Below are 15,249 nucleotides of genomic sequence, written 5' to 3' on the forward strand. Positions count from 1 at the left end.
TTAAACGACTTGGAAAACTTAAGGAAGCAGGGTGAAAAGTATAGGGCTGAGTCAAAGTATGACTCGGCTCTAATTGCTTTTCGTCAGGTGAATGATTTGGCAGAAGAGATGAACAATGTTGAGTTTCAAGTTCGCTCCGCAATAGGGGTCGCTGCTGTGTTTATTGAATTAGGACAGTCGGATTTTGCTCGAACATACTACCTTAAAGCCATTAAGTTGTCCCAAAGTATTGATAATGGGCGTTTAGAGAATAACGCATGGTATGGGATTGGGGTGACTCATCAGATAGAAGAAAATCTCGATTCGGCACTGTTCTACTACAATAAGACCAAGGTGTTGTTTGACGAGGAAAAGAACAAGGAAATGGTTGCGTCTTTGCTCTCAAATATTGGGTCACTTCATTATTTAAAAGAGGAATATGATTTAGCAATTGCTAAGAGTTATGAGTCTTCAATACAAAACAAAGAATTAAATAACTTCAGAGTTGTAGGGCTCGATTACCGAAGGATAGGAATGTCTTTCTTCAAGCTCAATAATCTTGATAGTGCGAAAGTCTACGCAAACCTAGCATATGAAATAGCAGATTCTTTGAAATACTTAGATGATGCAAGAGAGGTATTGACGCTTCTATCTGAAATAGCAAGAAGCGAGGGTGAGTTTGAAGAGGCGGCCAGATATACAGACTCATCAGACTCGCTTGCAAAAGTCATCTATGTAAATGGGAAAAACGATGAAATTCTAGAGTTAAAGGCGCAGGTGATGACAGCTTCTTTGGCTCTCGAATCTGAAAGACAGAAGAATTTAGCACTTCAGCAACGAAAATATAAGACTATTATATTAGTCGTTTCCATTACACTTGTGGTGGCTGCCTTGATAATGATTTATGTCATTAATCAGCGTAGGAAGAACATTAAAACCCTAGCGGAAAAGAACGAAGAGATTAATAAGCAGCAAATTGACGAGCTCTTGCAGAAACAGGAAATAACTTCACTACAAGGGGTTTTGGAAGGGCAAGAAACTGAACGAAGAAGGATTGCTATTGACCTTCATGACCGACTCGGAGGTATACTCTCGATGGTTAAATTACACTTTAGTGTAGTTACTGAAAGCTTAAGTAAGGATGATCAGGCTCATGCTAAGTTTATGAAGGCTTCTGATTTATTGGATCAGGCTACGGGTGAGGTAAGAAGTATTTCACACAATTTAATGTCGGGGGTGCTTACAAAGTTTGGACTCGTGCCAGCTTTAGAAGACTTGAAAGATAAGATTTCTCAGACAGGTAAACTCAAGGTAAGTCTGTATTCAAACGATTTGAATAATGTTTTGACTGCCGAACAAGAGTTGCAGTTGTATCGTATTGTTCAAGAGTTGATTAGCAATATTCTAAAGCATTCTCATGCTAAAGAAGCCAATATTCAACTTACAAAAGGTGAAGATAGTGTTAACCTTATTGTGGAAGATGACGGGGTAGGTTTTGACTTGAAGGAAGTAAATAAAAAAACCGGAATAGGTTTAATTAACTTAAAGGCAAGAGTTAGCAAGCTCAATGGTAATTTCCATATTGATTCTGGAAGAGGGGCAGGCACAACAATTTCAATTGATATACCAATAAATAATGATTAGAGTTCTTATAGTTGACGATCACCAAGTGGTAATTGATGGCATATCTTCAATCCTTGAAGATGATGCTTCAATAAAAGTGGTCGATAGCGCTTTAACTGGAGCAGACGCACTACGCAAACTCGAATTTTGTGCGGTTGATGTTTTATTGCTCGATATCAATATGCCCGAAATGGATGGAATCGAGGTGGTAAGACAGCTGCATAAGAAAGGAATTAAAGTGAATGTGCTGATTCTCACAATGCATAACAATGCACAGTTTACCAAGCAACTGATTGAGCTGGGAGTCCAAGGTTGTATTCTTAAAAATTCAGGAAAGAAGGAATTGATTTTCGCGATTAACGAAGTATCACAGGGCAGAAGAATTTATAGCGAAGATGTGACTGAATCACTTTTTGACAGCTTAGAAAAAACTCAGAATGCTGTAGATCAAGTACAACTGACCAAAAGAGAAGTAGAGATTATTAAGCTTATTGCTTCAGAGTTAAATACCAATGAAATTGCAGAACAGCTATTTATTAGTTCTCATACAGTAGATACGCACAGGAAGAATATCTTAAGTAAGTTAGGAGTGAAGAATTTGGCAGGCTTGGTGAAATTTGCTTACGAGAATCAGTTGGTTTAGCCTTCCTTTCGTTGAAAAAAGTCTTTTTTCATATAGAGTTGAAACTCTAATGGACTACTTTCTTTGAATTCATCTTCGGCCAAATCATCATAAATTTCTTCATCAAAATTCATGTCTGTTTTTTCTACTTTTCCATCAGGGTGAATAATCAATTCGGTGCCAGAAAAGTCAATAGGGTTGACTGACACAAGTACCTGATAGTCTTCAAAAACGCGCTTGAAGTATTTAAAAACGATAGCATCTTTTTTCATACTAAAATCTGATTTGTATTGGTGAATTAACCCTTCTGCTTTTTAGTTGAAGCAAAGGTAAATAAGCGGAAGCATATATATCCGGCAATCAAGCCGATTAATGCACCTGTGATTACATCACCAGGAAAATGAACCCCCAAATAAACACGGCTATACGCAATTAGCGCAGCCCAAGGCAGCAATAGCCAAATGTATTTTAGCTTGTCCTTTAAGCAGAACCAGCAGAAAAAAGCCAACGCAAACATATTTGAGGCATGGGATGAAGCAAAGCCATAACGTCCGCCACAACCATCTGGGGTGTGGACCCAATCCATTATTTCAGGATCATGGCACGGTCGAAGACGGGCTATCCAGGGTTTTAATAGCCCAGAGGCTGTTTGGTCGCTGATTAATATGAGTAAACCAAGAGATAGAGCCATCCAGCCGTAGTTCTTTTTGTATTTGAATAGCCAATAAAGCAAGACGACATAAAGAGGAATCCAAATGAATTTATTGCTAGCCCAGGTCATTATAAAATCACCAAAGCCATTATGCGCCTCGTTTATAACGCGGAAAAGTGCCTTATCCCATTGTTCTAGTTGATCGATCATTTAAAGCTTTAGCCAGTTGATTCCTTTTTGTAATAGAGCCTGAGTTTTTGCCTCTTTACTTCCTTTTAATGGTTGAAAGTCATATTCCCAACCAGCCTGAGCGGGTAAACTCATTAAAATAGACTCAATTCGTCCATCAGTTTCTAAACCAAAACGTGTGCCCCTATCGTGCACTAAATTGAATTCTACATAGCGACCTCTTCTGAGCATCTGCCATTCTTTTTCTCTTTCTCCGTAAGGAAGTTTAGAGTTTTTGCGCATTAAGTAAGTGTATATAGGGGCAAAGGCAAGCCCTACATCTTTTACGAATTCTAGGCGGTCAGACTTGCTGAAAGTGTTATCCTCGGTTAAGTGATCAAAGAAAATCCCTCCAATTCCTCTGGTTTCTTTTCTATGTTTTACGTAGAAATAGTCATCGGCCCAAGGCTTGAATTCTGTATAGTATGAAGAGTGATGCTTGTCGCAAACAGCCTTCAATTTCTCGTGAAAAAACTGAGCATCCGATTCGTCTACATAATGAGGTGTTAAATCAATTCCTCCACCAAACCAATATTTTCCATCCGACATTTCGAAATAGCGAATGTTCATATGGATAATAGGAACCATTGGGTTTTCAGGGTGAAGAACTATAGAAACACCCGTAGCAAAGAAATCTCCTTCAGTAAGCCCGAAAGAGCTCAATATTTTTTCAGGTGTTTTACCATGCACTGCTGAAAAATTGACCCCTCCCTTTTCTATTATGGTGCCATGACGCATTACGCGGCTAATACCACCGCCACCGCCCGGACGTTCCCATTGGTCTTCAATAAAGCGGCCTGTGCCATCACATTTGGTGATTTCTTTACAAATATGATCCTGAATATTTCTGAAAATTCGAGTAATCGAATCTCTATCTGTCATTGTCATAATGCAAAAGTAAAACAAACCGTTGAAAGGCAATTCCGTATGCAAAATAGATTGCCTAACGATCGGTAGGTTTTTTAGCGCTTCGTTCAGAAATATTGGCTATTTTTGGATTTGACATAACCACACATATGGGAGTTATCAAGACGAAGAAGATTTTAACAGACGAGAAAAAAGAAATTACCATATCTAAAGCTTTGTTGGAGAAGGCCTACCGCCTGATGCACACCGCCATGAACATGGCGATGACTTACGAGGAGAACAAGGCGATTTGCAGTAAATACGTTCATAGTACATCAAGAGGGCACGAAGCTATTCAATTGGCAGCAGGGCTTTCTCTAATGTCTCATGATTTTGCTGCACCATATTATAGAGATGAATCCATCCTTTTGGGAATAGGAATGCAGCCTTATGAGCTCATGCTTCAACTTATGGCTAAAAAGGACGACCCTTTTTCTGGCGGAAGGACCTATTATGGGCATCCTTCTTTAAAAAGAGAAGGCTTTCCTACTATACCTCACCAAAGTTCGGCAACGGGAATGCAGGCCATACCAGCTACCGGAATGGCGCATGGTATTCATTATTTGGAAAGTCAAAACTTACTAAAGGGAGAAGGAAATCCAGTAGTGCTTTGTTCGCTTGGCGATGGTTCTGTAACTGAGGGTGAAGTTTCTGAGGCCTTTCAAATGGCGGTACTTCATAAACTACCAATCGTTTATTTGATTCAAGACAATGATTGGGGTATTTCTGCGACTGGTGCTGAAATGCGTGCCATGGATGCTTATGATTTTGTTTCCGGCTTTACAGGCATGGAGCGCATGCGTGTAGATGGAAGTGATTTTGTAGATTCCTATGAAGGTTTGCAGAAAGCTTTTAACTACGTTAGAGAAAATAGGGCGCCAATTCTTGTTCATGCGAAAGTACCTTTATTGGGGCATCACACATCGGGGGTAAGAAAAGAATGGTACAGGGGTGATTATGATGAGCACCTGAAGAATGACCCAATTCCGAGGTTGAGGAAAGAACTGAAAAGGCGAGGGTGGAAGGAAGCCCAACTGGTAAAAATAGAAGATGAAGCCTTGGCTTTTGTGCAGGCAGAATACGCAAGAGCAATCAATGCCGATGATCCGGACATTACTACGTTTATGGATCATGAGTTTGCACCTACGCCAATTACTGAAGAAAAAGGGCAAAGAAAACCGAGAGGAGCCGAAAAGGTAGTGATGGTTGATGCTGCACTTCATGCAGTTGATGATATTTTAAAGACGCACCCTGAATCATTATTCTACGGACAGGATGTGGGAGGGACATTAGGAGGAGTATTCCGTGAAGCCGCTACGCTTGCTCAGAAATATGGAGATGATCGTATTTTCAATACTCCAATTCAAGAGGCCTATATAATTGGGTCAACTGCGGGAATGTCGGCCATTGGGGCTAAGGCCATTGTAGAGATTCAATTTGCGGACTACATCTGGCCAGGAATTAACCAGTTAGTAGAAGAGCTTTCTAAAAGTTGTTATTTGTCGAAGGGGCAATTTCCAATACAATCACTGATTAGAGTGCCGATTGGAGCCTATGGTGGAGGAGGCCCATACCACTCTGGAAGTATAGAGTCTACTTTGCTTAATATCAGAGGAATTAAAGTGGTTTACCCATCAAACGCTGCCGATATGAAAGGCTTGATGAAAGCGGCTTTCCATGACCCTAACCCAGTGGTGATGTTGGAGCATAAAGGTTTATATTGGTCGAAAGTACCAGGGACTGAAGGAGCAAAAACATTTGAACCAGATAGCGATTACATCATTCCCCTAGGTAAATCTAGAATTGATCAAGAAGCGACTGAAGAGGCTATTGAAAATGGTGAAAGCTGTGTGGTGATTACTTACGGCATGGGTGTTTACTGGACAAGAGCAGCGTCTGAAGCTTTCAAAGGACAAGTAGAAATACTTGATTTAAGAACATTAAACCCCATAGATTGGGAAGGTATTATTGAATCAGTAAAAAAGCATAATAAGGCTTTAGTACTTACAGAGGAGCCTTTATTGAATTCTTTTGCCGAATCTTTAGCGGGTCGTATATCGCAAGAGTGTTTCCAAATTCTGGATGCACCAGTAATGACTTATGGTGCGGCCAATTTGCCTGCAATACCATTGAATGTAGATTTAGAAAAACAGATGCTTCCTACTGCTGAAAAGGTAAAAGGAGTACTTTCTCAATTGTTGAATTACTAATTGAGAGAATTAATAGAAATATGAGCGGCTGGTTTTTGATCAGTCGCTTTTTTTATGCGCTAATGTTAGAAAGCGTAACCCACTCCAATATTCCATACCGTTTGGTTGGTATCGGTAAAAGGTTTTCTCCATCGTTCACCGTTTGGAAAGCGAGGGTCACGAATTTTATGTCCAATATCGAACCTAAATACAAGGAATGAGAAATCGAAGCGAAGCCCGATTCCCGCCCCCACAGCTATTTCTTTATAAAAGCGATTGAATTTAAAATCGGCACCTGACGATAGAGTAATTGGATCGCTTGGATCATCAGGCGCTTCGGTGTCACGGAATTTCCACACATTGCCAGCATCTACAAAGAAAGCCCAGTCTAAAAAGCCAACAATATTAGCCCTGTATTCGGCATTCATTTCTAAAAGTATTTCTCCCGGCTGTTCAAATTGATAACTGTCTTTCGAGCGGTCGGCCACTAGATTTCCTTCTGAATCTTTTACGTTGTTACCATTATCATCTAGTAAATAAGGGAATGCAGAGCCAGGTCCCAATCGTCTTGGTGTCCAAGCCCGGTTGCTATTACTTCCGCCAGAGAAAAAATATTTTTCATAAGGTAAATCTGCTCCATTGTAAGGGTCAGCAATGCCCATATTGCCCCTGAATACTAAAGCCCTTTCTCTACTTAACGGGTAATATCTTCGATAATCCACCTGAAATTTGAGGAACTGATAATTAGTTAAAGCATTGTTTCGCAGTAGACCTGTGCCAGTAACGTTCAGTAAACTTCCTCCTGCTTCAACAAAATAGCGAAAGAATGAAGAGGGCGAATTGGCGTTTGAGTAATCATTATTCAATGTAGCATTAAAGGAGGTACTACTCACAAAAGAGGGCTCAAATGCAAGGTTCAATGTATTTCCTTGTGCTTCGAGTCGGTCAAGTAAAGCAATAAATTCCTCACTTCTGAATGGAGTGTAAATCAAATTGACGTCTGCTAGGGTAAGCGTATAGTTCTTGCTACCCTTAAGGTTTTGCCAGTTGTAAGATAAATTTCCATTAATATTTTCTCGTTTGTACTGTGTTCTATCGGTGTAAGAATAACCCAAAGACACAGTAGTTCGGGGGTTAAAGGTTCCTAAGTTTAATTCCCGCGAAGGGAAAGGAGTGATGAATCTCGGGAAGCTCAGTGATAGGTTGCCGCCATACTGAAGGTTAGAGTTTGAAGATTCAGATGAATTTGATTTTGCGATTCCTTCTATTCCAACAAAAGCATTGAGTTCTAGTATTTCTAAACCTCCGAAAACATTCCTGTCTTTTAAAGATAGGTTATAAAATGGCCCTGGATAACTCGATTGAGTGTTGTTGGTTACATTTAAACCTAGCTCTTGGGTAAGTTGATATTTCTTGAGCGGAGCGGTATAGAAGTTGGTCACCATTTTACCAGGAACTAAGGTGGTGTCAAAATTAATATTGACATAGCGAAACATGTCGACTGCTAATAGTTGCCGCTGCGTATTGATTACGCTGGTATAGTTGTATAATTCGCCTTTTCTAAAAATTAGACGCGTGTCGATTACTTTAGGAGAGTAGTAATTTAACCCTGAAACATAACTTACGTTTTCATATTCAGTGGTGTCGGTAGGTATGTCGCTACCGTTACTATTGAATATAATTGAGTCCATTTGATAGATTTGATGCTTAGGCTTATCAGATGGCTTGTTGATAACTGTTGAAACCCATAAGTCAAGTTCATTTGGTTTAAAAAATACATCGAACTCGATAAAGCCCTTGGTAAAATTAAAATAGCCATTGTCTTTCATTAAAGATTCAATTCTCTCTCTTTCTTGGTCGATTTTATCTTTGCTGTAAGGGTCGCCAATTTTCAGGAAGGACTTTGTTTGGGTAGCGTTGATTAGGTTACTTAATGTTGAATCCCCTGTTCTTAAAGTAAGGCTATCGATGTAGCTGCGTGGGCCTTCATCCACAATGAATTTTTGATGAACCTTTCTTCGTTTCTCTTTTACTTCAATATCGATTTCCGCTTTCAAAAAACCATTGAAATTTAGGTAAGTGAGCATACGCTCCTTTGAATTGGCTATGGCTAGGCTGTCATATACAGCCAAAGGGGTTCCTGTACGCATGGGCAAATTACCGTTTCGTAATTTGTTTTCATACCTCTCAAGTTTTCTCTTTTTATTGGTTTCAAGCCGTGAAGTTGATTTTCCATCTTCTTCTCTTGTTGAAATTTTTTTATCCATCTTCTCAATGTATTCTCGTCTGTCTTGATTGATTTTTGCGGTGTCATAACTGTTTTCACCAAGTTCATAGATTGCCGCGCCAAGTGGACCCAGAAGTGGAATTCTAGTGTTCGGAGTAAGGGTTATTTGTTCAGAAAGTGCATCTTTGTTGGCTTTTTCAACACCTACAATGCTTTGTTTGTATAGAAGTTTTTCGCCATCTTCCAGATGTCTGACGCCTGTACAACCATTGATTAGGATGGTGAAAAAAAGAATTAAGAATATTAGATTTCCCGACTTCACAAATAGCTTTCGATATGCTTTCTAAACGATTGATAAAGTACTTTAAATCTCTTCAATTAAAAAAATATAGACATCAAGAACGTAAGTTTATTGTGGAGGGGGCAAAAGGGGTTTCTGAAGTTCTAGCATCTGATTTAGCCATAGATTTTCTTTTAACGACAAAAGTCTACGCTGAATTGTTACCCACAGACCAGTTATCGAAGGTAAAGGAAGTGATTGAAGTGACGGAAAGCGAATTGAAAGCGGTAGGCACATTTCAAACCAATAGTGCGGCTTTAGCGGTTGTTTCGATGGAAGAAAAGCATGACTTTCTACTCCCTAATGACCGACTGGTTCTCGCACTTGATGATGTTCGCGACCCGGGTAATTTGGGTACAATTATTCGAATTGCAGATTGGTATGGAATTGACACCATTATATGCTCTTTGGAATCGGCAGACTTTTACAACCCTAAAGTGATTAACGCTAGTATGGGGTCATTTACACGAATTAAGGTGTATTATAAAGACCTAAAGGAAGTTTTTACAGCGACTGAATTGCCTGTTTATGGAGCCTTACTTTCTGGCGAAAACATCTATAAATCTCAATTGACCAACATAGGGATTCTGTTAATGGGGAATGAATCACAAGGAATTAACTCCGATTTGGAACAATACATTTCCCACTCGTTACATATTCCAAGAAGAGGAGGGGCGGAGTCATTAAATGTGGCTATTGCTACGGCTGTTATTTTAGATAACTTCTTTCGTTAAAAGATTTTATCTCCACTTTCTAAACTTGCTTCTTCTTGAAGCTGTTCCGAAATTTCTTTCCCTAAGTACCGATCAATAAAGAAATGAGCAACATAAAGCAAAGGAGTGAGCGCAATTGCAATTAGAAATTTGTAGATGTAATTGGTTACACCCACCGCTAAAACTTGTTCTATTGGCCAAGAGCCAAGGAAATAGAAGGCCACGAAAAGCACAACAAAGCTATCGATAAGCTGAGAAATTAAGGTTGAGCCCGTAGCACGAAGCCAGATTTTATTTTGCCCTGTGATTTTTCTTAGCTTATGAAAAACGTAAACATCTACAAACTGACCAATTAGAAAGGCCACAAGTGATGCGAAAATAATATTCAACCCTTGTGAGAATACCTTTTGAAATGCTTCATCAATATTGAATGGGTTGCCTTGAGCATCTGTAGCAAATACTCCTAGCCAGAAGTCTGCAGGCACAAGTTTGATGGCTAAATATATTACCAGAAAGGCATAAGCAATAAGTCCAACAGTAATGTATGTAATTCGCTTTACGCCTCTTTTGCCAAAGTATTCATTAATAATATCTGTAGTAATAAAAACTACGGGCCAAAGTAATACGCCAGCTGTTAGGTTAAACTGAAGCATAAAATCTCCCATCAAGGAGATGTCTAAAGGCTCAAAACCTAATGTTTTTTCGAAAGAGAAAATTTTTCCGCCAATGAGCTCAGCAATCAGAGCATTTGTGATGAAAATACCAGCTAATACAATGAAGAGGTTGGTCTTTTTATTCTTCAGAATCGACTCGCCCATGGGTTATGGATTTAAGAAATATCGTCTAAGATAAAGTCTTCTCCTTCAATGGCAAGGTGAGAATTCGGGAAAATGGACTGGGCTTCGTATTTCAAGGGCTCTAACTCTTTATACCGAATGGAAAAATGTCCCATTAGAAGCATTCCAACATTGGCTTTTTTTGCAATGGTAGCGGCCTGCTTCGTAGTTGAGTGATAAGTGTTTGCTGCTCTATCTTCATGTTCCTCCATAAAAGTAGTTTCGTGATAGAGCATATCCGCATCTTGAATGATGGGGATAATGGACTCGTCATACTTGGTGTCGGAACAGAATGCGTACTTATAAACCCGTTTTGGAGGTAAAGTCATTTGAGTGTGATGATAAATAATGTTACCATCGCCATCATAGATGTCTTCACCATTCTTGAGTTTAATGATATTCTTGACAGAAAAACCTTCGGGTATTTTATCCTTTATGATTCTTCTCTTCTTTGGTTTCTCAGCAAAAAGAAAACCAGCGCAAGGGATTCTGTGGTTTAGCGGGATAGTGTAAACCCTAATAAAGTCATCTTCATGAATGAGTTTATTGGCCTTTGTATCTACAGGGTGAAAGTTTACCTGATAATTAAATACAGTTTCGGAGTATTTAAGCTGTAAGGTGATGATTTCGGACAAACCTGGAGGTCCATAAAGATTAAGAGGCTTTTTTCTACCCATCAAATGCATGGTAGATAAAAGCCCCATAATTCCTAAATAATGGTCTCCGTGTAAATGAGAGATAAAGATATTATTGATGCGCTGAATAGGTACTCTATATCGTTTTAATTGAAGTTGAGTACCTTCTCCACAGTCCATCAGATAGAGATGTCCCTCAATAGTAAGCAACTGAGAAGTTTGGTTACGCTTATGGGCTGGAGCTGCAGAATTAGAGCCTAATATCTTTACTTTTATACTCAAATCGCTGAATTAAGCTTCGCCTTCTTCAGCTCCCAATTCCTTTTTAATCTCTGTCATCGTAATAAATTCGATGGCTTCGTTTGAGCTAGGGAGGATGTCTAAAATTTTGTGTAGCTGAGAAAGCTCAATCAGTTTCTGAACCATTGGTTGCAAACCGCTTAATACAAGCTTGCCTTCATTTTCTGTACAAATTCTATTTCCTGTAAGAATAGCGCTTAGACCAGAAGAATCGCAATATTTGGTGGCAGAAAGATCTAAAACTATATTGATAACACCCTGAGTACTTAGGTTTACAAACTCTGACTTCAACCCTGGAGCAATAGTAGCATCGAGTTTATCTTCGTCTAGTTTTAAGAGTGTGTATTTTTCTTGTTTATCTACTGTAAATTTCATCGTCTTATTTTTTATTTAGGTATCCGAGGATATTATTTTCAATTCTTTTTTCGATTTCTTGAGTGGGGTGCTTTACAAACTTATCACCGGTTACTTTTTCGAAAAGTTCAATATACCTGTCTGAGATTGATTTAACAACCTCGTCAGACATCTCCGGAATTTGTTGTCCTTCTTTGCCTTGAAAACCGTTTTCAATTAGCCACTGTCTTACAAACTCCTTAGAAAGCTGTTTTTGTTTTTCGTTATTTCGTTGCCTTTCTTCATAGCCTTCTTTGTAAAAATACCTTGAAGAATCTGGTGTATGGATTTCATCAATGAGATAAATTTCTCCGTCTTTATGGCCGAATTCGTATTTGGTATCTACCAAAATTAACCCCTGATCATCTGCTAGTTCTGTTCCTCTTTTAAATATGGCTTGAGTATATTTTTCAAGTTGCTTGTATTCTCGTTCCGACACAAGCCCCTGTTTCAATATTTCTTCCCTTGAAATATCTTCATCGTGACCTTCTTTGGCCTTGGTGGTTGGGGTAATAATAGGGAAGGGGAGTTTGTCATTTTCCTTTAAGCCATCAGGAAACTCTACTCCGCAAAGTTGTCTTTTCCCAGCACGATATTCGCGCCAAGCATGCCCAGCTAAATAACCACGAATCACCATTTCAACTGGATAGGTTTCGCACTTTAAGCCAATGCTCACATTGGGGTCTGGAGTAGCTTGAATCCAATTTGGAACAATATCTTCCGTAGCTTTTAAAAACTTAGAAGCAATTTGGTTTAAAACCTGCCCTTTATAGGGGATTGCTCTCGGGAGCACCACGTCAAAAGCAGAAATTCTATCTGAGGCCACCATGGCAAGAAAATCGCTAAAGAAATAAATGTCTCTAACCTTTCCTCTGTAGAAATCGGATTGGTTTGGGAAGTTGAAGTTGGTTTCTTTAATACCTTGGATCATTTGGCAAAAATAGTCAAAAAATAGTCTTGCTTAATGATTGGTTTAGTTTTCTGACGAACTGATTAATTTACCTCTAGAATAGACTTCTTTTTTGGTTACCACGCCATTTTCGTTGTAGTATTGCCAAGTGCCTTCACGCATGTCGTAACGATGATTCCCTTTGATTTTCACCTTTTTTCCATCAAAGTATTCTGTGTAATTTCCAGACTTAGACCCGTTGACATAGCTGGTCTCACTTTTTACTTTTCCATTAGGAAAGAATATGGTTTGAATACCTGTATTTCGTCCGTACTGATAAGGCGATTGTTTTTCTAAGTAACCGTCTTTGTTGTACTCTTTATAAAAACCGTTCACAGTTCCGTTGCTGTAAGGTGTTTCTGTCTTTTTTTGTCCATTTTCAAAAAACTCAACCCAAGTTTTGTTTGGAGAAGCGTTTATGTAGAACTGAGTCTTCTTTAGATTTCCGTTTTCATAATATTCCTGAATGTTTACATCTTGCGTTACGCGAGTGTAATCTTCAATTTTCTTTATTTTCCCACTTTCATAGTAAGTGTAATTTTTACCCACTTTAGCTCCTTTATCATAGGTGAATTTTTCTTTCAGAGAACCGTCTAAATAATAGCTTTTTACTTCACCTACATAAATACCGTCAACATATTGGCCTTCATCTAATAGGCTTCCATCTCCATCAAATCGCTTGAAAGGGCCATTTTTATAACCACCAACATATTGGTATTGCCATTCAACTTGACCATTCTTATAGTAGGTCAGGTATTTGCCTTCAATTACTCCTTGCTTATAAGTGAATTTGGAAGACACTTCTCCTGTTTGGTAGTAGGTTTTGGCTGGTCCGTGTTGGGTGCCGTTGTTGTATTGAAATTCTGACTTTAAACCTCCTGAAGGAAAATATTCTTTTGCCCAACCAATAGGGGTGCTGTCATTAAATTGTGTTTCAGTTTTTTTTGTGCCGTCTTCGTAATAAGAAGTGACCAAGCCATTGAGTTCTCCATTCTTGTAGCCTCCGTCTTGAATGGGTTTTCCTGAACGAGATAAAATTTGAAAAGGGCCTGTTTTCTCTCCGTGGTCAAAAGTAATGGTGCTTAACTTCTTTCCGTTCTCATAATATTCATTGAATACTCCGTTGGGTTTTCCGTTTTCGAATTTGCCTTTCATGGCTATACCGCCTTCTTCGTAGTATTTAACATACTCACCATGTATTTTGGTGGTGTCGTTATTCAGAATGTAGTATTCTTCTTTGACGATTTTATTTTCTGGCGGATAATATTTTACCACCTTCTGCTGACCCAATAGAGAAATGGAGCCACTGATTATCAGGATGAATGAGAATAGGTGTTTCATAAAAAAAGCCTTACGTAAAGTTACGAAAGGCTTTTTGGTTTAGTATAATTGATATTATAATTTTTCAATAACCATGGCTGAAGCACCACCGCCACCATTACAAATGCCAGCAACTCCAATGCTGCCTCCTTTTTGGTGGAGCACAGAAGTTAGTGTAGTCACAATTCTACATCCTGAAGCACCTAGCGGATGTCCCATGGCTACCGCACCACCAAATACGTTTACCTTTTCAGGGTCTAAGCCGAGTTCAATGTTGTTGGCTAACGCTACAGCTGAAAATGCCTCATTAATTTCATAATAATCTACTTGCGACTTATCTACTCCAGCCATTGCCATTGCTTTAGGGATGGCTTTTGAAGGAGCTGTGGTAAACCATAGTGGATCTTGAGCAGCATCTGCAAAACCTATAATTCTAGCGATTGGCTTAATGCCCAATTCGTCTGCTTTTTTCTTGCTCATCAAAACCATTGCAGATGCTCCATCATTAATGGTAGAAGCGTTGGCGGCAGTAACGGTTCCTTCTTTACTAAAAACAGGTCTCAAAGATGGGATTTTTTCGAAAATCACATTGTGAAATTCTTCATCTTCATCCATAATTATTGGGTCGCCTTTTCTTTGTGGAATTGCAACTGGAATAATTTCGTTTTTGAAATGACCTGCAGCAGTTGAAGCGGCTACTTTTTTATAAGAATTGATGGCAAACTCATCTTGTTGCTCTCTGGTAATTCCCATTTCCTTTGCGGTATTATCAGCACAATTTCCCATTGGGAATTGATTGTATACCTCCCAAAGACCATCGTGCAACAAGCCATCTATTAATTCTCCATTACCATATTTGTAGCCATAACGTGCCTTTGGAATATAGTAAGGAACATTGCTCATGCTTTCCATTCCTCCTGCTACAATTACATCTTGAGCTCCAATCATAATCGACTGAGCGGCAAACATTGCGGCTTTCATTCCAGAGGCGCATACTTTGTTGATGGTGGTACAAGGAACTTCATTGCTGAGCCCAGCACCTATTGCAGCTTGTCTTGCTGGAGCTTGACCTAAACCAGCTGAAATTACATTGCCCATAAAAACCTCTTGGACATGTTTCGGGTCTAAGCCAGCTTTTTCTAAAGCGCCTTTAATGGCAGACGATCCTAGTTGTGTGGCAGAGAAGCCTGCTAATTTACCTCCAAAACTTCCTATTGGTGTTCTGGCTGCTGATACTATATAAACTTCATTCATATTGAATTATTTAATTTACCTAACGAGTGTTAGCAAATGTAAGAAATACTGAGCCAAATAGGAAAAGAAATGCCTGATGATAA

Annotated in this window: 14 protein-coding genes; 4 read left to right on the forward strand and 10 right to left on the reverse strand. The window is 39.1% G+C overall.

The features are described from left to right. Window positions 1-9: 9 nt before the first annotated feature. On the forward strand, window positions 10-1,623 hold the full coding sequence (locus MB14_RS17560; protein WP_165899504.1) for a tetratricopeptide repeat-containing sensor histidine kinase: 1,614 nt from the start codon (window positions 10-12) through the stop codon (window positions 1,621-1,623). Further along, window positions 1,616-2,245 carry a response regulator gene (locus MB14_RS17565; RefSeq protein ID WP_053224625.1) on the forward strand — a complete coding sequence of 210 codons (630 nt, stop codon included), beginning with the start codon at window positions 1,616-1,618 and terminating at the stop codon, window positions 2,243-2,245. Before MB14_RS17560 ends, MB14_RS17565 begins: the two co-directional genes overlap by 8 nt. Here the strand turns inward: MB14_RS17565 and MB14_RS17570 are convergent. From MB14_RS17570 to hemF, 3 genes are read right to left on the reverse strand one after another with little or no spacing between them, the layout of a single operon-like run. Beyond that, entirely contained in the window at window positions 2,242-2,496 is a 255-nt protein-coding gene (locus tag MB14_RS17570) for a hypothetical protein (RefSeq protein ID WP_053224626.1), read from the reverse strand. The two genes, MB14_RS17565 and MB14_RS17570, sit on opposite strands and share 4 nt — an antisense overlap. 26 nt (window positions 2,497-2,522) lie before the next feature. After that, window positions 2,523-3,086: a phosphatase PAP2 family protein gene (locus tag MB14_RS17575; RefSeq protein WP_062593953.1), complete on the reverse strand. Its 564-nt coding sequence runs from the start codon at window positions 3,084-3,086 to the stop codon at window positions 2,523-2,525. Further along, on the reverse strand, window positions 3,087-3,992 hold the full coding sequence (hemF, locus tag MB14_RS17580) for an oxygen-dependent coproporphyrinogen oxidase (protein ID WP_089082186.1): 906 nt from the start codon (window positions 3,990-3,992) through the stop codon (window positions 3,087-3,089). A 128-nt stretch (window positions 3,993-4,120) separates the two neighbouring features. Here hemF and MB14_RS17585 point away from each other — a divergent pair, with 128 nt between their 5' ends. Continuing rightward, window positions 4,121-6,220 carry an alpha-ketoacid dehydrogenase subunit alpha/beta gene (locus tag MB14_RS17585; RefSeq protein WP_062593958.1) on the forward strand — a complete coding sequence of 700 codons (2,100 nt, stop codon included), beginning with the start codon at window positions 4,121-4,123 and terminating at the stop codon, window positions 6,218-6,220. A 65-nt stretch (window positions 6,221-6,285) separates the two neighbouring features. On the opposite strand, the gene tamL is transcribed toward MB14_RS17585, so the two are convergent. Beyond that, window positions 6,286-8,748, reverse strand: coding sequence for a translocation and assembly module lipoprotein TamL (gene tamL / locus MB14_RS17590; protein WP_062593959.1), 2,463 nt, complete (start codon window positions 8,746-8,748; stop codon window positions 6,286-6,288). Between the two features lie 14 nt (window positions 8,749-8,762). Between tamL and MB14_RS17595 the strand changes: the two genes are divergently transcribed. After that, a complete protein-coding gene (locus tag MB14_RS17595; RefSeq protein ID WP_062593962.1) occupies window positions 8,763-9,500 on the forward strand; it encodes an RNA methyltransferase in 738 nt (245 codons plus the stop codon). Here the strand turns inward: MB14_RS17595 and MB14_RS17600 are convergent. From MB14_RS17600 to MB14_RS17625, 6 genes are read right to left on the reverse strand one after another with little or no spacing between them, the layout of a single operon-like run. Further along, on the reverse strand, window positions 9,497-10,297 hold the full coding sequence (locus MB14_RS17600) for a queuosine precursor transporter (RefSeq protein ID WP_053224631.1): 801 nt from the start codon (window positions 10,295-10,297) through the stop codon (window positions 9,497-9,499). The genes MB14_RS17595 and MB14_RS17600 overlap by 4 nt on opposite strands. An 11-nt stretch (window positions 10,298-10,308) precedes the next feature. After that, entirely contained in the window at window positions 10,309-11,232 is a 924-nt protein-coding gene (locus tag MB14_RS17605) for a ribonuclease Z (RefSeq protein WP_062593964.1), read from the reverse strand. A 9-nt stretch (window positions 11,233-11,241) separates the two neighbouring features. Next, entirely contained in the window at window positions 11,242-11,625 is a 384-nt protein-coding gene (locus MB14_RS17610) for an STAS domain-containing protein (protein ID WP_062593967.1), read from the reverse strand. A gap of 4 nt (window positions 11,626-11,629) precedes the next feature. Further along, window positions 11,630-12,571: a phosphoribosylaminoimidazolesuccinocarboxamide synthase gene (locus tag MB14_RS17615; RefSeq protein WP_246032653.1), complete on the reverse strand. Its 942-nt coding sequence runs from the start codon at window positions 12,569-12,571 to the stop codon at window positions 11,630-11,632. 45 nt (window positions 12,572-12,616) lie between these two features. Continuing rightward, window positions 12,617-13,933 carry a toxin-antitoxin system YwqK family antitoxin gene (locus tag MB14_RS17620; protein WP_062593971.1) on the reverse strand — a complete coding sequence of 439 codons (1,317 nt, stop codon included), beginning with the start codon at window positions 13,931-13,933 and terminating at the stop codon, window positions 12,617-12,619. Window positions 13,934-13,987: 54 nt separating this feature from the next. Then, the gene (locus MB14_RS17625) at window positions 13,988-15,166 is read right to left on the reverse strand and encodes an acetyl-CoA C-acyltransferase (protein WP_062593973.1); all 1,179 of its coding nucleotides are present in this window, start codon (window positions 15,164-15,166) and stop codon (window positions 13,988-13,990) included. Window positions 15,167-15,249: the final 83 nt, after the last annotated feature.

Source organism: Roseivirga ehrenbergii (genome assembly GCF_001593005.1).
Taxonomy (GTDB): Bacteria; Bacteroidota; Bacteroidia; order Cytophagales; family Cyclobacteriaceae; genus Roseivirga; species Roseivirga ehrenbergii.